Origin of the sequence: Billgrantia aerodenitrificans (assembly GCF_021404405.1) — a bacterium.
Classification (GTDB): domain Bacteria; phylum Pseudomonadota; class Gammaproteobacteria; order Pseudomonadales; family Halomonadaceae; genus Halomonas; species Halomonas aerodenitrificans.
Window position 1 is genome coordinate 193,336 of the sequence record NZ_JABFTV010000004.1, and the last position, 16,110, is coordinate 209,445.

General features: G+C 67.2%; 16 protein-coding genes. 4 read left to right on the plus strand and 12 right to left on the minus strand.

What is annotated here, in order from left to right:
- Window positions 1-50 precede the first annotated feature (50 nt).
- The 4 genes from HOP59_RS09245 (at window position 51) to HOP59_RS09260 (ending at window position 5,587) form a co-directional block, all read left to right on the plus strand.
- A complete protein-coding gene (locus tag HOP59_RS09245; RefSeq protein WP_234253660.1) occupies window positions 51-2,417 on the plus strand; it encodes a Tex family protein in 2,367 nt (788 codons plus the stop codon).
- 117 nt (window positions 2,418-2,534) lie between these two features.
- A complete protein-coding gene (gene gshA, locus HOP59_RS09250; RefSeq protein WP_234253662.1) occupies window positions 2,535-4,151 on the plus strand; it encodes a glutamate--cysteine ligase in 1,617 nt (538 codons plus the stop codon).
- Window positions 4,151-4,699 (plus strand): disulfide bond formation protein B, encoded by a 549-nt coding sequence (locus HOP59_RS09255; RefSeq protein ID WP_234253663.1) that lies wholly within the window; start codon window positions 4,151-4,153, stop codon window positions 4,697-4,699. The genes gshA and HOP59_RS09255 overlap by 1 nt, the downstream gene beginning before the upstream one ends.
- Window positions 4,700-4,735: 36 nt before the next feature.
- On the plus strand, window positions 4,736-5,587 hold the full coding sequence (locus HOP59_RS09260) for an alpha/beta hydrolase (protein WP_234253664.1): 852 nt from the start codon (window positions 4,736-4,738) through the stop codon (window positions 5,585-5,587).
- Here HOP59_RS09260 and HOP59_RS09265 read toward each other — a convergent pair whose 3' ends face one another.
- The 12 genes from HOP59_RS09265 to HOP59_RS09320 form a co-directional block, all read right to left on the minus strand.
- Entirely contained in the window at window positions 5,588-6,001 is a 414-nt protein-coding gene (locus tag HOP59_RS09265) for a RidA family protein (RefSeq protein ID WP_234253666.1), read from the minus strand.
- Window positions 5,994-6,419 carry an acyl-CoA thioesterase gene (locus HOP59_RS09270; protein WP_234253668.1) on the minus strand — a complete coding sequence of 142 codons (426 nt, stop codon included), beginning with the start codon at window positions 6,417-6,419 and terminating at the stop codon, window positions 5,994-5,996. Before HOP59_RS09270 ends, HOP59_RS09265 begins: the two co-directional genes overlap by 8 nt.
- 11 nt (window positions 6,420-6,430) lie before the next feature.
- The gene (locus HOP59_RS09275) at window positions 6,431-7,111 is read right to left on the minus strand and encodes an ABC transporter ATP-binding protein (RefSeq protein ID WP_234253670.1); all 681 of its coding nucleotides are present in this window, start codon (window positions 7,109-7,111) and stop codon (window positions 6,431-6,433) included.
- Window positions 7,105-7,857 carry an ABC transporter ATP-binding protein gene (locus HOP59_RS09280; RefSeq protein ID WP_234253672.1) on the minus strand — a complete coding sequence of 251 codons (753 nt, stop codon included), beginning with the start codon at window positions 7,855-7,857 and terminating at the stop codon, window positions 7,105-7,107. The genes HOP59_RS09275 and HOP59_RS09280 overlap by 7 nt, the downstream gene beginning before the upstream one ends.
- Complete coding sequence (locus HOP59_RS09285) at window positions 7,850-8,896, minus strand: branched-chain amino acid ABC transporter permease (RefSeq protein WP_234253674.1); 1,047 nt, start codon at window positions 8,894-8,896, stop codon at window positions 7,850-7,852. Before HOP59_RS09285 ends, HOP59_RS09280 begins: the two co-directional genes overlap by 8 nt.
- Window positions 8,889-9,803 (minus strand): branched-chain amino acid ABC transporter permease, encoded by a 915-nt coding sequence (locus HOP59_RS09290; protein WP_010627204.1) that lies wholly within the window; start codon window positions 9,801-9,803, stop codon window positions 8,889-8,891. Before HOP59_RS09290 ends, HOP59_RS09285 begins: the two co-directional genes overlap by 8 nt.
- A gap of 67 nt (window positions 9,804-9,870) precedes the next feature.
- On the minus strand, window positions 9,871-11,013 hold the full coding sequence (locus tag HOP59_RS09295; protein ID WP_010627205.1) for an ABC transporter substrate-binding protein: 1,143 nt from the start codon (window positions 11,011-11,013) through the stop codon (window positions 9,871-9,873).
- Window positions 11,014-11,195: 182 nt separating this feature from the next.
- Complete coding sequence (locus HOP59_RS09300; protein ID WP_234253675.1) at window positions 11,196-12,827, minus strand: benzoate-CoA ligase family protein; 1,632 nt, start codon at window positions 12,825-12,827, stop codon at window positions 11,196-11,198.
- A gap of 109 nt (window positions 12,828-12,936) precedes the next feature.
- The gene (locus tag HOP59_RS09305) at window positions 12,937-14,085 is read right to left on the minus strand and encodes an acyl-CoA dehydrogenase family protein (RefSeq protein ID WP_234253677.1); all 1,149 of its coding nucleotides are present in this window, start codon (window positions 14,083-14,085) and stop codon (window positions 12,937-12,939) included.
- Window positions 14,085-14,894 carry an enoyl-CoA hydratase family protein gene (locus HOP59_RS09310; protein ID WP_234253679.1) on the minus strand — a complete coding sequence of 270 codons (810 nt, stop codon included), beginning with the start codon at window positions 14,892-14,894 and terminating at the stop codon, window positions 14,085-14,087. The genes HOP59_RS09305 and HOP59_RS09310 overlap by 1 nt, the downstream gene beginning before the upstream one ends.
- Window positions 14,891-15,358 (minus strand): MarR family winged helix-turn-helix transcriptional regulator, encoded by a 468-nt coding sequence (locus HOP59_RS09315; RefSeq protein WP_103968315.1) that lies wholly within the window; start codon window positions 15,356-15,358, stop codon window positions 14,891-14,893. The genes HOP59_RS09310 and HOP59_RS09315 overlap by 4 nt, the downstream gene beginning before the upstream one ends.
- Complete coding sequence (locus HOP59_RS09320) at window positions 15,355-16,110, minus strand: SDR family NAD(P)-dependent oxidoreductase (RefSeq protein ID WP_234253680.1); 756 nt, start codon at window positions 16,108-16,110, stop codon at window positions 15,355-15,357. The genes HOP59_RS09315 and HOP59_RS09320 overlap by 4 nt, the downstream gene beginning before the upstream one ends.

The following is a 16,110-nucleotide window of genomic DNA, read 5'->3' on the forward strand; positions in this document are numbered from 1 at the left end:
GTTTGTGGTACCTTGGCGCGATCTTTCGCTGTCGCAATACCAAGGAAGTCATGGACGCCACGACCCGGATCATTTCGCGCCTCGCCGAGGAACTCGCCGTTCGCCCGCAGCAGGTCTCCGCTACCGTGGAACTGCTCGATGGCGGCGCTACCGTGCCCTTCATCGCCCGCTACCGCAAGGAGGTCACCGGCGGCCTCGACGACACCCAGTTGCGTAATCTCGACGAACGCCTGCGCTACCTGCGTGAGTTGGAGGAGCGCCGGGTCGCCGTGCTTGCCGCCATCGACGAACAGGGCAAGCTGACACCGGAGCTGGCGGGGCAGATCCAGGCCGCCGATACCAAGCAGCGCCTGGAAGACCTCTACCTGCCGTACAAGAAGAAGCGCCGCACCAAGGCCCAGATCGCCCGCGAGGCCGGCCTCGAGCCGCTGGCCGATGCGCTGCTGGCCGATCCCACCCTCGACCCCGAGAGCGAGGCCGCCAACTATCTGCGCCCCGCCGAGGGCGACATTCCGGCTATCGAGGACGCCAAGGCGGCGCTGGACGGCGCGCGCCAGATCCTCATGGAGCGTTTTGCCGAGGATCCCGAGCTGGTCGGTGCGCTGCGCGAGCGGCTGTGGAACGAAGGCGAGCTCAGCGCCCGGGTGATTGCCGGAAAGGAGCGCGAGGGCGCCAAGTTCTCCGACTACTTCGAGCACGACGAGGCGCTGGCCAAGACGCCGTCGCATCGCGCGTTGGCGATGTTCCGCGGGCGCAACGAGGGCGTGCTGACCCTGGCCATCCGCCTGCCCGGCGAGGACGAGGCGCTGGTCCATCCCGCCCAGGTGGCCATCGCCAGGCATTTCGACATCCGTGACGAGGGCCGTGCCGCCGATAAGTGGCTGGCCGACGTGGTGCGCTGGACCTGGCGGGTCAAGCTCTACACCCACCTCGAGACCGAGCTGATGGGGCGGTTGCGCGAACGCGCCGAGCTCGATGCCATCGAGGTCTTCGCCGCCAACCTCAAGGACCTGCTGCTGGCCGCTCCGGCGGGGCAGAAGGCGACGCTGGCCATCGACCCGGGCCTGCGTACCGGCTGCAAGGTGGCGGTGGTGGACGCCACCGGCCAGTTCCTCGAGCACGCCACGATCTTCCCCCATGCGCCTCGCAACGCCTGGAACGAGTCCCTGGCACTGCTGGCCAAGCTGGTGGACAAGCACGACGTGGCGCTTATCGCCGTGGGCAACGGCACGGCCAGCCGCGAGACCGACAAGCTGGCCGGCGACCTGCTCAAATTGTTCGCTGGCAAGAAACAGCTCTCCAAGGTGATGGTCAGCGAGGCCGGGGCCTCGGTCTACTCGGCGTCGGAGTATGCCGCCCGCGAGCTGCCCGAACTCGACGTCACCATCCGCGGCGCGGTGTCCATCGCCCGACGCCTGCAGGATCCGCTGGCCGAGCTGGTCAAGATCGAACCCAAATCCATTGGCGTGGGTCAGTACCAGCACGACGTTTCGCAGCTGCAGCTGTCGAAGAGTCTGGAAGCGGTGATCGAGGACTGCGTCAACGCCGTCGGGGTCGACCTCAATACCGCCTCCAGCGCGCTGCTCTCGAGGGTGGCCGGCCTCAACCCGGCGCTGGCCGAGGCCATCGTCGCCCGGCGCAACGCTGAGGGCGCCTTCGCCAGCCGCAAGCAGCTGCTCGATGTTAGCCGCCTGGGGCCTAAGACCTTCGAGCAGTGCGCCGGCTTCCTGCGCATCATGAACGGCGACAACCCGCTCGATGCCAGCGCCGTGCACCCTGAGGCGTACCCGGTGGTGGAGCGTATCGCCAGCCGCAGCGGTCGCCCGGTGGCCAGCCTGATCGGCGACAGCGCCACGCTGAAGTCGGTCAAGCCCGTCGAGTTCGCCGACGAACGCTTCGGTGTGCCGACCATCAGCGACATTCTCAAGGAGCTCGACAAGCCGGGCCGTGACCCGCGCCCCGAGTTCAAGGCCGCCGAGTTCCGCGAGGGGGTGGAGACGCTCAAGGACCTGGAGCCGGGCATGATTCTCGAAGGCAGCGTGACCAACGTCACTCACTTCGGAGCCTTCGTCGACATCGGCGTGCATCAGGATGGCCTGGTGCACATCTCGGCGCTATCGGACAAGTTCGTCGAGGATCCTCGCTCGGTGGTCAAGGCCGGCGACATCGTCAAGGTCAAGGTGATGAGCGTGGATCTCGAACGCGCGCGCATCGGGCTCTCGATGCGTCTCGACGATCAGCCCGGCGAGGCAGAGGGTGGCAAGAGCAGCGGCAGATCGTCGCGCGCCAGCCAGGGCGAACGGCGTGGCGGTCAGGGCAAGGCACCGCGCAACAATGCGCCCCGGGAGCAGTCTCAGCCCAACCAGATGGGGGCGCTGGGAGCGGCTCTGCTCAAGGCCAGAAAGGGCAAATCTTGATCCTGGCGCCTGTGTCGCCATACTCTCGACATCATTGGCGTGTTCGGCCGTCGTAGGCGGCCGACATGCTTCGACCGAGAGGCCCATTGAAGGCCTCCTAGACACGGGGTCCACGCCTTGTCTGAAAATTACACTGCTACCGTTACACGCCTCACCGAGCTGGCAGCTCAGGGTCGCTTCGGGCGCCTGCGCCGCGGCCTGGAGAAGGAGGGGTTGCGGGTCGATGGTGCGGGGCGTATCGCCGCCACGCCGCACCCGTACGCGCTGGGCTCCAAGCTGACGCATCCGCACATCACCACGGATTATTCCGAGGCGCTGCTGGAGTACATCACGCCGGTGTATTGCCGCCCCGGCGATGCGGTCGACTTCCTTGCCGACCTGCACCGCTTCAGCTATCGCCACCTGGGCGAGGAGCTGATCTGGCCGGCCAGCATGCCGGCTCGTCTCGATGGCAACGACAGCGTGATCATCGCCGACTACGGCAGCTCCAACGTGGGTACCATGAAGCACGTCTACCGCAAGGGGCTCGACGTGCGCTATGGCCGCATCATGCAGGCCATCGCCGGTATCCATTACAACGTCTCGCTGCCCGACGAGCTGTGGACGTTGCTGCGCGAGCGCGATGGAGCCCACGACGTCGACCTCGACGACTACCGCTCCAGCCGCTATTTCGGCCTGATCCGCAATTTCCGCCGTCACAGTTGGCTGCTGCTCTACCTGTTCGGCGCTTCGCCGGCGCTCGACCGCAGCTTCCTGCCTGATGGCAACATTCCCGACAAGCTGCACGCGCATGGGCGCGATACCCTGGTGTCGCCCTATGCCACCAGCCTGCGCATGTCCGACCTCGGCTACCAGAACAAGGTGCAGGCGCAGCTGAAGATCTGCTTCAACTCGCTGGCCAACTATGTCGGTACCCTGCGCCATGCCATCCAGACGCCGTGGCCCGCCTACGAGGCGCTGGGCGTGCGCAGCGGCAGCGACTGGCAGCAGCTCAACGCCAACATCCTGCAGATCGAGAACGAGTACTACAGCGACATCCGGCCCAAGCGTGTCACCCGTCACGACGAGACCCCCAGCCAGGCGCTGGAGGCGCGCGGCGTTGAGTACATCGAGGTGCGCTGTCTCGATCTCGACCCCTTCCTGCCGCTGGGCATCGACGAGGCGCGGCTGCGCTTCATCGACGCCTTCCTGGTGTGGTGCCTGCTGGCCGAGAGCCCCTGGATTCCGGACGAAGAGTGCGACCGGCTGGACGACAACCGGCGCCTGGTCGTCGAGCGCGGCCGCGACCCCGAGCTCAGGCTGGTCCAGAACGGCGCGCAGCGTAGCGTGGCCGATTGGGGCGGAGAGATTTTCGCCGAGATCTCTCAGGCCGCCGAGCTGCTCGATGCGCTGGAAGAGGGCACGCCCCATGCGGATGCCGTCGCCTCGCTGGCCCCCTGGCTCGAGGATCCGTCGCTGACACCCTCCGGCCGGCTGTTGGCGCGGCTGGAGTCGACCGGCGAGGAGTTCATCGAGGCCATCCTCGCCCTCGCCGGCGGGCATGCCGAGCGGTTTCGCCGGGAGCCCATCGGTCCGGCACGAGCGGCCAACTTCGAACAGCTGGTCGGCACTTCGCATCAGCAGCAGCGCGATATCGAAGACGCCGATGCGCTGCACTTCGACGCATTTCTCGATGACTACTTCGCCAGCGCCCGTGAACCGCGAGTGGCCATGGCGAGTCAGGGAGGCAGGTGATGCCCGATACCTTGCGGCGCCTCTCCGTGCGCCAGTGGAGCCTGGCCGGATTGGCCTTCTGCGTCTTGATGATGGGCGTCGCGCTGGGCCTGGAGCACATCGGCGGCCTCGAGCCTTGTCCGCTGTGCATCTTCCAGCGGGTCGCCGTGCTGGCGGCGGCGGCGGTGCTCCTCGTTGCCGCCATTCACAACCCCCGCGGACGAGTCGGGGCCGCGCTCTACGGCGGTCTGTCGCTGGCCGCGGTGCTGGGCGGCATCGGCGTGGCCTGGCGTCACTTGTGGCTGCAGTCGCTGCCGCCGGACCAGGTGCCGAGCTGTGGTCCAGGTCTCGACTACATGATGGACATCCTGCCCATGCGTGACGTGGTGGGCATGGTGCTCTCCGGCTCCGGCGAGTGCGCCGAGATCGACTTCCTCCTGCTGGGCATCTCGCTGCCGGGCTGGACCCTGATCGGCTTCGTGATCCTGGCCGTGGCGCCGCTGGGCATCCTGCTGGGCGCCTTTCGCCAGCGCCACCCGAACCTGAACGGTCGCCATCGCCCGGCGTGACCGGAGTGAAATGACACAACAAGAATAAGGAAACGCATGCTCTATCGTGACTTTGCCACCCAGGAAGCCATCGACCGGGAATACGATCCCATGCACGGCCGCGACCCGGCCGCGCTGCTTGGCGACTGGCAGGCACGCAGCGACGCGCTGCGTGAGCGCTGTCGCGTCACCGAGAACGTCGCCTTCGGGCCGACCCTGGCCGAACGCATGGACGTCTACCAAGCCGATGCCGAGGGTGCGCCGCTGCACCTGTTCCTGCACGGCGGCTACTGGCGCTCGCTGGGCCATCGGGAGTTCGGCTTCGTGGCCGAAGGGCTGGTGGCGGCGGGCATCAACGTGGCGGTGGTGAACTATGCGCTGTGCCCCACGGTGGCGTTCGGCGAAGTGGTGAGGCAGGCGCGCGCCGCCGTGGCCTGGGCCTACCGTCATGGCGCCTCGCTGGGCGTCGATCCGTCACGGCTCAGCGTCTCCGGCCACTCCGCCGGGGGCCACCTGACCGCCATGCTGCTGGCCACCGACTGGCAGGGCGTGTACGGCCTGCCCGACGATCTGCTCGAGGGTGCCTTGTGCATCAGCGGACTTTATGACCTGCGCCCCTTCCCCTGGTCGTGGCTGCAGCCCAAGCTGCAGCTTACCGGCCGTGACGTGCAGACCTACAGCCCGCTGTTCCTGCCCTGTCGGGTAGCCGCCCCGGTGCATCTGGTCGCGGGGGGCGAGGAGTCCATGGAGTTCGCCCGTCAGATGCAGGCCCATGCCGAGCATCTCGAGGCCCAGGGCATGGCGGTGAGCGCCGAGCTCTCACCCGGCGACGATCACTTCACCATTCTCGACCACTACGCGCCGGGCGGACGTTTCGTTCAACGTATCGCGGCCTTTCACGGCGGCTGATCAAGCGTCGGGAATGACGGCGGTCGCTTCGATCTCCACCTTGGCCCGGTCCTCGATCAGGTCGGCTACCTGGACCATGGTCATGGCCGGGAAGTGCTTGCCTATCACCTCGCGATAGGCGGCACCCACCTCCTTGAGTCGGGCCAGATACTCCTGCTTGTCGGTCACGTACCAGGTCAGCCGCACCAGGTGTTCGGGGCCGGCGCCGGCGACCTGGAGCACCTCGACGATATTGGCCAGGGCCTGGTGGACCTGGGCGACGAAATCGTCGCTCTCGAAGACCTGATCGCCGTTCCAGCCGATCTGGCCGCCGACGAAGATCGTGCGGCCGCTGGCGAGCACGCCGTTGGCATAGCCCACGGCGGCCTTCCAGTGAGAGGGGTGAAGCAGCTGGTGGGAGATGGCGTCATTCATCTTGATATCCTTGTTGGCAGTCCTTGGCGAAGTGTCGGCGCATGTCGTCGGGCCAGGGCAGGGGGCGGCCACTGTCCAGGTCGACGTACACCAGGGTGAAATGGCTGGTCAGGCGCGGTTCGCCGTTGCAGTGGGCCAGGGTGCGCAGGGTCAGGCTGGTACGTCCGACGTCACGCAGCGTGAGTTCGAAGGTGAGCGTCTCGCCCAGCCGGCTGGGGGCATGGAAGTCGGTTTCGATGTGCGCCGTGGGCACGCCGGTGCGGCTCTCCACGTGGAGACGGTTGAAGTCGTGGCCCACCGATTCGGCGAAGTAGTCCTCCACCACCGAGTTGAGCATCTCGTAGTAGCGCGGGTAGAACACGATGCCCGCCGGGTCGCAGTGCTGGAAGCGCACCTTGCGCTGGGTGACGAATGGCATGGCGGCTTCCCTCAAACGCCCAGGTAACGGTCGCGCAGCTCGTCGTCGAGCGCGGTGGGCTCCCCCGTCCACACCGTGCGCCCTTTCTCCAGGATGGTGCAGCGGTCGGCCACCGGCAGCAGCTCGGCCAGCGACTTGTCGACGATCAGGGTCGACTGACCTTGGGTCTTGAGCTCGCGAATAGCGGCCCAGATCTCGTGGCGAATCACCGGGGCGAGACCTTCGGTGGCTTCGTCGAGCACCAGCAGCCTGGGGTTGGTCATCAGCGCGCGGCCGATGGCGAGCATCTGCTGTTCGCCCCCGGAGAGGGTGCGCGCCATCTGGGTGCGCCGCTCGGCCAGACGCGGGAAGAGCTTTTCCACCCGCGCCAGGCTCCAGTAGCCGGGACGCGCCGTGACCACCAGGTTCTCGCGTACCGAGAGGTTGGGGAAGCAGCGCCGCCCTTCGGGCACCAGACCGAGACCGGCCTGGGCGATGCGGTACGACGGCAGGCGGCGCAGATCGTGGGACTCGAAGGTGATGCTGCCGCTGCGCGCGGGAGTGAGGCCGAAGATGGAGCGGATGGTGGTGGTCTTGCCCATGCCGTTACGCCCCATCAGCGCCATCATCTCGCCGGCCTGGACGCTCAGGTCGACGCCGAACAGCGCCTGGGAAGGGCCGTAGAAGGTCTCGATCGCGGTGACGTTCAGCATGTCGCCTCTCCCAGGTAGGCTTCGCGGACTTGCGGGTTGGCGCGGATAGCGGCGCTGTCGCCCTGGGCGATTACGCCGCCGGCCACCAGCACCGAGATGCGGTCGGCCAGGCGGAACACGGCGTCCATGTCGTGCTCGATCAGCAGGATCGGCACCTCGTGCTTGAGCGCCTCGAGCAGCTCGGTGAGGTGCGCCGTGCCCTCCGGGCCCAGTCCGGCCATGGGTTCGTCGAGCAGCAGCACCCGGGGCTTGAGCGCCAGCGCGCAGGCCACTTCCACCTGACGGCGCTCGCCGTGGGAGAGTTCGGCCACCTGGGTGTCGGCGCGGTGGGTGAGCGCCATACGTTCCAGCGCCTCCAGCGCCGGGGCCAGCAGGCTTTCGTCGCGCTGCACCGGTTTCCAGAAGCGGAAGCTGTGGCCCTGCAGCGCCTGTACGGCGATCATCACGTTGCGTTTTACCGACAGCGGTTCGGCCAGCGATGAGACCTGAAAACTGCGCCCCAGCCCCAGCCGGGCCCGCTGCGCCACGCTGAGCGAGGTGATCTCCTGGCCGGCCAGCACGATACGGCCGGAATCGGGTTTCAGGCTGCCGGCGATCTGGCCGATCAGGGTCGACTTGCCGGCGCCGTTGGGGCCTATCAGGGCATGGATCTCGCCGGGGTACAGGTCCAGCGAGACGTCGCGGGTGGCTTGCAGAGCGCCGAAGCGCTTGTTGAGATCGATGAGTTCGAGCACGGCTTCACTCATGACGCTCCCTCCCGGCCAGCCAGCCCATCACCCCATGCTTGGCGAACAGCACCACGAACAGCAGCACCAGGCCGAGGAACAGCTGCCAGTACTCGGTCATGCCGCCCAGCAGCGTCTCCATCATCACGAACAGCAGCGCGCCGGCCAGCGGCCCGTAGAGCCGGCCCACGCCGCCGAGTATCACGATCACCATCAGTTCGCCGGACATGTGCCAGCTCAGCATGGTGGGACTGACGAAGCCGTTGAGGTCGGCGTAGAGTGCTCCGGCCAGCCCGGTGATCATCGCCGAGATGACGAAGGCGACCAGGCGAATGGGGTAGGGCGAGACACCGGCGGTGGCCAGGCGCGTGTCGTTGAGCCGCGCCATGGTGAGTGCGGCGCCGAAGCGCGACTTCATGATCCGCGAGGTGAGGGCGAGCGAGAGCACGAGCCCGCCGAAGCAGATCAGAAAGAAGGTCAGGGCGTCGTTGGTATCCACCCACGGCAGGCCGTTGCGCAGGAAGATCGGCAGGCCGTCCTCTCCGCCGTAGGTGGGCCAGGAGTTGGCGAAGTAGTACATCATCTGGGCGAAGGCCAGGGTGATCATGATGAAGTAGACCCCGGTGGTGCGCAGCGAGATGGCACCGATGGCCAGCGCCAGCAGGCCGCACAGCAGGATCGCCGCGAGCCAGATCACCAGCATGCTGTCGCTGCCGGGAATGGCAACGGGCCAGCCGATCACCGGGGTGAAATCGAAGGCGTGATAGGCACTGATGCCGGCCACGTAGCCGCCCAGACCGAAGTAGGCGGCGTGGCCGAAGCTGATCATGCCGCCGTAGCCGATGGCCAGGTTGAGGCCCACCGCGGCCATGGCGATCAGGGTGATGCGCGAGGCCAGATTGACGTAGTAGATGTGACCGAGGAAATAGAGCGCCAGGGGCACCAGCAGCAGGAAGGCCAGCAGGCCGATCTGCACCAGCCCCTTGCGGTCGTACCAGCTGGCCGCCGGTGTCGGCAGCCCCGGCTGGGGCGCGAGCGTCGAGGTGTTGGACTTATTCATTGGCGGCAAACAGTCCCTTGGGTTTGAAGGCGAGGATGGCGGCCATCATGATGTAGATCAGCATGGCGGCGATGGCCGAGCCGACGCCGGCGGCCTCCGAGGGGCTCATGAACTGGCGGAAGAAGGCGGGCAGGAACACTCGCCCCAGGGTATCCACCACGCCGACCAGGATGGCGCCGTACAGCGCTCCCTTGATCGAGCCGATGCCGCCGATCACGATCACCACGAAGGCCAGGATCAGCACCGGTTCGCCCATGCCCACCTGCACCGACTGCAGGGCACCGACCATTGCGCCGGCCAGGCCGGCCAGCGCCGCGCCCATGGCGAACACCAGGGTGTAGAGCCGGGCGATGTTGACGCCCAGGGCGCCGATCATCTCGCGGTCGCTCTCGCCGGCACGGATGCGCATGCCGAGCCGGGTACGGGTGATCAGAAAGTACATGCCCACCGCCACGGCCACGCCCACGGCGATGATCACCAGCCGGTAGATGGGGTAGCGCAGCCCGCCGGGCAGCGTGACCGAGCCCGACAGCATGGCCGGCGGGTTGAGCCACAGCGGCGAGGAGCCGAACACCCAGCGCGTGCCCTCCGAGAAGATCAGGATCAGGGCGAAGGTGGCCAGCACCTGGTCCAGGTGCGGACGGTGATAGAGCCGGCGGATCACGATCAGCTCCACCAGGGCGCCCACCGCGGCGGCCACGGCGATACCCGCGACCAGGCCGACGAAGAAGGAGCCGGTGGCGGCGGTCACCAGCGCCGTGGCGTAGGCGCCCACCATGTAGAAGGAGCCATGGGCCAGGTTGATCAGTCCCATGACCCCGAACACCAGGGTCAGGCCGCTGGCCATCAGGAACAGCATGGTACCGAGCTGAAGGCCGTTGATGAGCTGTTCGATGAATAATGTCATGAAGCGTCAACCGTGAAAGGCAAGGAAGGCGCCGCCGAACCCTCGGCCCGGCGGCACTGGCGTTGCATCACATCTGGCACTGCTCGTGATAGATGTCCTGGATGTCCTCCACGGCGATGCCGATCAGACGGTTGGTGGGCTGGCCGTCGTCACCCTCGACCACCTCGCGTACATAGATGTCCTGGATCGGATGGTGGTTGGGGCCGAAACGGAACTTGCCGCGCACCGTGTCGAAATCGGCTTCGCGCAGCGCTTCGCGGAAGGCATCCTGATCGCTCGGGTGGGCCTTCTCCAGCGCGCTCAGGATCAGGTTGGCGGTGTCGTAGCCCTGGGCGGCATACAGCGTCGGCGTGCGGCCGTAGGCCTCACGGAACGCCTCGACGAAGGCGTGGTTGGCCTCGTTGTCGAGATCGTAGGCCCACAGCGAGGTATTCATGGCGCCGATGGCGGCGCTGCCCACCGCCTTGATGATGGTCTCGTCGAAGGAGAAGGCGGCACCGAACACCGGCAGGTCGACGCCGGAGTTCTCCCACTGCTTCATGAACGAGATGCCCATGCCGCCGGGCAGGAAGAAGAACAGGCTGTCGGCGTTGCTGGCACGGATCCGGGCGATCTCGGCGGCGTAGTCGGTCTGTCCCATCTGGGTGTAGATCTCGTCGACGACTTCACCTTCGTAGAGATGCTTGAAGCCGGCCAGGGCGTCGGTGCCGGCGGGGTAGTTGGGCGCCAGCAGGATGGGCCGCTCGAAGCCCTGTTCGCGCATATAGGCGCCCATGGCCCCGTGCAGGTTATCGTTCTGATAGGCGACGTTGAAGTAGTTCTCGTGACACATGCGCCCGGCCAAGTCTGAGGGCCCGGCGTTGGGGGAAATGTAGAAGGTACCCTGGCGCACGGCCGCCGGCACAACCGCCATGGCCAGATTCGACCAGATGATGCCGGTAAGAATGTCGACGTTGTCGCGCTGCATGAACTCGTTGGAGAGGCTGCGCGCCAGGTCGGGACGGTTGGCGTCGTCCTGGATCAACACGCGCACGTCATCACGTCCCGAGCGCTCCATGGCCAGCATGAAGCCGTCGCGTACGTCCACGCCCAGGTGCGAGCCGCCGCCGGAAAGTGTCGTGATCATGCCGATTCTGACCTCATCGGCCTGGGCTGCCGTCATGCTGGCGGTCATCAGCAGGCCGAGGCCAAGGCTGGCTAGTTTCTTCATGAGGATACCCCTCTTCGCTCTCGTTTTTGTCTCATCGGCGCAACGTGTCCAGCGCCTCGTTAGGTTGGCCCGTCAGCCATGGCTGTCGGGCCGTTTTCCGCCGTCAGTCTGATCCACCATCGGGCCTTCCAATGTCCGGCCATCAATCGCCTGGCTCGGCCATTAATCGCCTGGCTCGGTCATCAATCGCCAGGATAATGCTCCTGGCGCAGCCGAAAGCGCTGCACCTTGCCGGTGGCCGTCTTCGGCAACGCCTCGACGAAGCGCACCGAGCGCGGATACTTGTAGGGGGCGATGCGCTGCTTGACGAACTGCTGTAACCGCTCGACGCACTCGGCATCCGGCTCGACCCCGGGAGACAGTACCACGAAGGCCTCGACGATCTGCCCACGCTCTCCATTCGGTGCGCCGATTACGGCACACTCCGCCACCGCCTCGTGGGCCAGCAGGGCGGCTTCCACCTCGGGGCCGGCGATGTTGTAGCCGGCCGAGACGATCATGTCGTCGTTGCGCGCGGCGAAGTGGAAGTAACCCTCCTCGTCCTGGTAGAAGGCATCGCCAGTGATGTTCCAGCCGTCGCGAACATATTTGAGCTGCCGTACGTCGTTCAGGTAGCGACAGCCCGTAGGACCGCGCACCGCCAAGCGTCCCACTTCGCCGCGGGGCAGCTCGTTCATCTCGGCATCGACGACCTTGGCCTCGTAGCCGGCCACCGGCTTGCCGGTGCAGCCCGGGCGATGGTCGTCCAGATGGTTGGAGATGAAGATGTGCAGCATCTCCGTGGCCCCGATGCCGTCGAGGATCGGCTTGCCGGTCTTCTCGATCCATTCATGGTAGATCGGTGCCGGCAACGTTTCGCCGGCCGAGACCGCCAGGCGCAGGCTGTCGAGTTCCTCGCCGCTTTCGAGCGAGGCGAGCATGGTGCGATAGGCGGTGGGGGCAGTAAATACGACGGTGGCACGATGCTCGCGGATGATTTCCATCATGTTGGGCGGCGTGGCCTTCTCCAGCAGCACGGCGCTGGCACCGAAGCGCAGCGGGAAGATGGCCAGCCCGCCGAGGCCGAAGGTGAAGGCCAGCGGTGGCGAGCCGACGAAGACGTCGTCCGCACTCACTTGCAGCACCTCGCGGGCGTAGCCGTCGGCGATGATCAGCAGATCGCGATGGAAGTGCATGGTGGCCTTGGGCTGGCCGGTGGTGCCGGAGGTGAAGCCGAGCAGGGCGACATCGTCGGCGGCGGTGGCGACCGCCTCGAACTCGGTGGGCTTGTCCAGCGCCAGTCGGTCGAGTTCGGCATCGTGGTTGGCCGTGCCGTCGAAGCCGACCACTCGCTTCAGGAAGGCGCTCCCGGCGGCGCAGGCCTCGAGCTCGTCGAGCAGGCGGGTATCGCACAGGGCCAGAGCTATCTTGGCCTTGTCGACGATCTGGGTCAGTTCGCTCGCGCGCAGCATCGGCATGGTGTTGACCACCACCGCGCCGGCCTTGGTCGCGGCCAGCCAGCAGGCGACCATGGCCGGGTTGTTGGCCGAGCGGATCAGCACCCGGTTGCCGGGGCGCACGCCGAGCTCTTCCACCAGGGCGTGGGCCAGGCGGTTGCTCCACTCGGCAAGCTCGCGGTAGCTGCGTCGTCGGCCGTTGCCGATCAGCGCCACGCGTTCGCCATGGCCACGCTCGAGCCAGCGGTCGCAGAGCTCCACCGCGGCGTTGAGCCGCTCGGGATAGTCGAAGCCGTCGAGCCTGAGCTCGGGCCATTCATGCACGGGAGGCAGGTTGTCCCGGGCAAAGGTATCGGCGTGAGCCGACGGTGCGTTCATGACCATTCTCCGTACGTCGTTGTTGTTGTTCGGCGCCGAAGCGTCGACAGGGGATACGGGTCTGGCTGGCGTGTCTCGTCGCTTTGGTTATTGGTCTTGTTTCGTTTGCTCAGTTCGTGCCCGGTCGGTTCTCCGCCAGTGCGCTGCGGGCGATCACCACCTTCTGCACGTCCGAGGCGCCTTCGTAGATGCGCAGCGCGCGGATCTCGCGATACAGGCTCTCAACGATGTGGCCCTTGCGCACGCCGTCGCCGCCGTGCAGTTGCACCGCCTTGTCGATCACCTGCTGGGCGCGGTCGGTGGCGTAGAGCTTGGCCATGGCCGCCTCGCGGGTGACCCGCTCGGCGCCCATGTCTTTGGTCCAGGCGGCGCGATAGACCAGCAGCGCGGCGGCGTCCACGTCCAGCGCCATCTCCGCCAGGTGGCCCTGCACCATCTGCAGGTCGGCCAGGCTGGCGCCGAACAGCTCGCGGTTCCTGGCCCGGTCCAGCGACTCGTCCAGCGCGCGGCGGGCGAAGCCCAGGGCGGCGGCGCCCACCGTGGAGCGGAACACGTCGAGCACCGCCATGGCGATGCGAAAGCCCTGGCCGGGCTGGCCGATCATGGCGCTGGCCGGCAGGCGCATGTCGGCGAAGCCGAGCCGGGCCAGCGGGTGGGGCGAGATGGTCCCCAGCCGTTCGCGGATTTCGAGCCCCGGCGTGTCGGCCGGCACCAGGAAGCAGGAGAGCCCCTTGGCCCCCGGCCCCTCGCCGGTTCGGGCGAACAGGGTGTACACATCGGCGATGCCGCCGTTGGAAATCCAGGTCTTCTCGCCGTTGATGCGGTAACCGTCGCCGTCGCGCTCGGCGGTAGTATCCAACTGGGCCACGTCGGAGCCCGAGCGCGGCTCGCTCAGGGCGAAGGCGGAAAGCGCCTCGCCGCGGCGGGTCCTGTCCACCCACTGCTTTTGCTCGGCGCTGCCGAACAGGCTGATGGCCCCGGTGCCGAGCCCCTGCATGGCGAAGGCGAAGTCGGCCAGGCCGTCGTGGCGGGCCAGGGTTTCACGGATCAGACACAGGCTGCGTACGTCGATGGCGTCCCCCGCAGTGCCCTCGAGGAAGCCCGCCCGACCCAGGTCGCGCACTAGCTGGATGCAGGTAGCGTCGACGTCGGCGTGGTCGCGGGGCAACTCGCGCTGGCACCATGCTTCCAGGCGCTTGGCCAGGTCGCGATGGCGGGCCTCGAAGAAGGGCCAGTCGAGAAAGCTCGTATCGCTCATCAATCCCCCTCGAAGACCGGCTTCTGTTTGGCGGCGAAGGCGCGGTAGGCGCGCTCGAAGTCGCGGGTCTGCATGCAGATCGCCTGGGCCTGGGCCTCGGCCTCGATGGCCTGCTCCAGGCTCATCGACCACTCCTGGTTGAGCTGGGTCTTGGTGATGCCGTGGGCGAAGGTGGGCCCCTGGGCCAGGCGGGTAGCGTAGGCGATGGCCTCGGCTTCCAGCTCCTGTTCCGGTACCAGGCGATTGTAGAAGCCCCATTGATAGCCCTCTTCGGCGCTCATGCTGCGCCCGCTGTAGAGCAGGTCGGCGGCGCGGCCCTGGCCGATGATGCGTGGCAGCATGGCGCAGGCACCCATGTCGCAGCCGGCCAGGCCCACCCGGGTGAAGAGGAAGGCAGTGCTGGCCCGGGGCGTGGCGAAGCGGATGTCCGAGGCCATGGCGATGATGGCGCCGGCACCGACGCAGACGCCGTCCACCGCGCTGATCACCGGCTTGCCGCAGTGGATCATTGCCTTGACCAGGTCGCCGGTCATGCGGGTGAATTCGAGCAGGCCCTTCATGTCACGTCCTACCAGCGGGGCGATGATCTCGTGGACGTCGCCGCCGGAGCAGAAGTTGCCGCCGTTGGCGGCGAACACCACGGCCTTGACGTCCTCGGCATAGACCAGATTGCGAAAGGTGTCGCGCAGCTCGGCGTAGCTGTCGAAGGTGAGCGGATTCTTGCGTTCGGGGCGGTCGAGGCGGATCACCGCCACTTCGCCCTCCATGCGCCACAGGAAATGCCTGGGCGTCAGGTCGGCCAGTTTCATGGTCGTGCTCCCGTGTCGGCCGGCAAGCGGTGCAGCAGCTCGCCGATGTGGTGGGCATCCTCGGCATCGACGCCATCCAGCAGTTCGTCGACCCAGCCCTCGTGGGCCTCGGCCATGACGGTGAAGGCATCACAGCCGGCGGAGGTGAGGCGTACCAGGGTGGCGCGGCGGTCCCCTTCGATGGCGATGCGCTCCACCAGGCCGTCCTCGGCCAGGCGGTCGACGATACCGGTGACGTTGCCGTTGGAGACGCGCAGCCGCTTGGAGAGCTCGTTCATCTTCAGCCCCTCGCGGTCGCGATAGAGCGCGGCCATGACGTCGAAGCGTGGCAGGGTGGAGTCGAACTCCAGGCGCAGCTTCTCGCGCAGCGCCGCTTCCACCTGACGGGTCACTCTGAGCATGCGCAGCCACAGGCGCAGGCGCTCCTTGCTCAGGGCGTCGGATTTTGCCTTTGGTGCGCTCATGTCTCGCCTCCCGAAATGGAGATCGCCTGGCCGTGGATGGCGCTACTGTGCGGACCGCACAGCCACAGCGCGGTGGCGGTGACCTCGGCGGGCTGGATCAGCCTGCCGCTGGGATTGGTCGATTGCAGGTGGGCGCGGGCCTGCTCCGCCGTCTGCCCGGTCTTGGCGACGATAGTGGCGATGCTCTCTTCCAGCAGCGGGGTTTCGGTGAAGCCGGGGCACAGTGCGTTGACGGTGATAGCGCGTCCCGCCACTTCCTGGGCCAGGGCGCGCACCAGACCCACCACGCCGTGCTTGGCGGCGCAGTAGGGCGCCACGTAGGGATAGCCCTTGAGCCCGGCGGTGGAGGCCACGGCGATCAGCCGGCCGCCGTCGCGCACGCGCTTGAGGCCCTCGCGCAGGGTCAGGAACACGCCAGTCAGGTTGACATCGAGCATGCGCTGCCACTGGTCGAGGCCGGTTCTGGCCAGCGGCGCGCTCTCAGCGGCCCCGGCATTGGCGATCACGATATCGACCTCGCCCAGGCGCTCGAACAGAGCGACCATATCGGCCTCGCGGGTTACGTCGGCGACAGCGGTAGCGATGTTGGGGTGTCGCTCGGCCAAGGCGTCGAGCGCAGCGATGCGGCGCCCGGTGATGGTCACCTTCGCGCCGGCCTCGGCGAAGGCCAGCGCCATGTCGGCGCCGATGCCGCTGCCGCCGCCGGTGATCACCGCGCGCTTGCCGTCGAGGGGAGGCAGGGTCGTGTTCAT

Coding starts and splice junctions, on each gene's coding strand:
- HOP59_RS09305 (WP_234253677.1), bottom strand. CDS start 14,085: ATGAGCGATACGAGCTTTCTCGACTGGCCCTTCTTCGAGGCCCGCCAT.
- HOP59_RS09320 (WP_234253680.1), bottom strand. CDS start 16,110: ATGAACACGACCCTGCCTCCCCTCGACGGCAAGCGCGCGGTGATCACC.
- HOP59_RS09265 (WP_234253666.1), bottom strand. CDS start 6,001: ATGAATGACGCCATCTCCCACCAGCTGCTTCACCCCTCTCACTGGAAG.
- HOP59_RS09300 (WP_234253675.1), bottom strand. CDS start 12,827: ATGAACGCACCGTCGGCTCACGCCGATACCTTTGCCCGGGACAACCTG.
- HOP59_RS09310 (WP_234253679.1), bottom strand. CDS start 14,894: ATGAAACTGGCCGACCTGACGCCCAGGCATTTCCTGTGGCGCATGGAG.
- HOP59_RS09290 (WP_010627204.1), bottom strand. CDS start 9,803: ATGACATTATTCATCGAACAGCTCATCAACGGCCTTCAGCTCGGTACC.
- HOP59_RS09245 (WP_234253660.1), top strand. CDS start 51: ATGGACGCCACGACCCGGATCATTTCGCGCCTCGCCGAGGAACTCGCC.
- HOP59_RS09280 (WP_234253672.1), bottom strand. CDS start 7,857: ATGAGTGAAGCCGTGCTCGAACTCATCGATCTCAACAAGCGCTTCGGC.
- HOP59_RS09270 (WP_234253668.1), bottom strand. CDS start 6,419: ATGCCATTCGTCACCCAGCGCAAGGTGCGCTTCCAGCACTGCGACCCG.
- HOP59_RS09285 (WP_234253674.1), bottom strand. CDS start 8,896: ATGAATAAGTCCAACACCTCGACGCTCGCGCCCCAGCCGGGGCTGCCG.
- HOP59_RS09315 (WP_103968315.1), bottom strand. CDS start 15,358: ATGAGCGCACCAAAGGCAAAATCCGACGCCCTGAGCAAGGAGCGCCTG.
- HOP59_RS09275 (WP_234253670.1), bottom strand. CDS start 7,111: ATGCTGAACGTCACCGCGATCGAGACCTTCTACGGCCCTTCCCAGGCG.
- HOP59_RS09255 (WP_234253663.1), top strand. CDS start 4,151: ATGCCCGATACCTTGCGGCGCCTCTCCGTGCGCCAGTGGAGCCTGGCC.
- HOP59_RS09295 (WP_010627205.1), bottom strand. CDS start 11,013: ATGAAGAAACTAGCCAGCCTTGGCCTCGGCCTGCTGATGACCGCCAGC.
- HOP59_RS09260 (WP_234253664.1), top strand. CDS start 4,736: ATGCTCTATCGTGACTTTGCCACCCAGGAAGCCATCGACCGGGAATAC.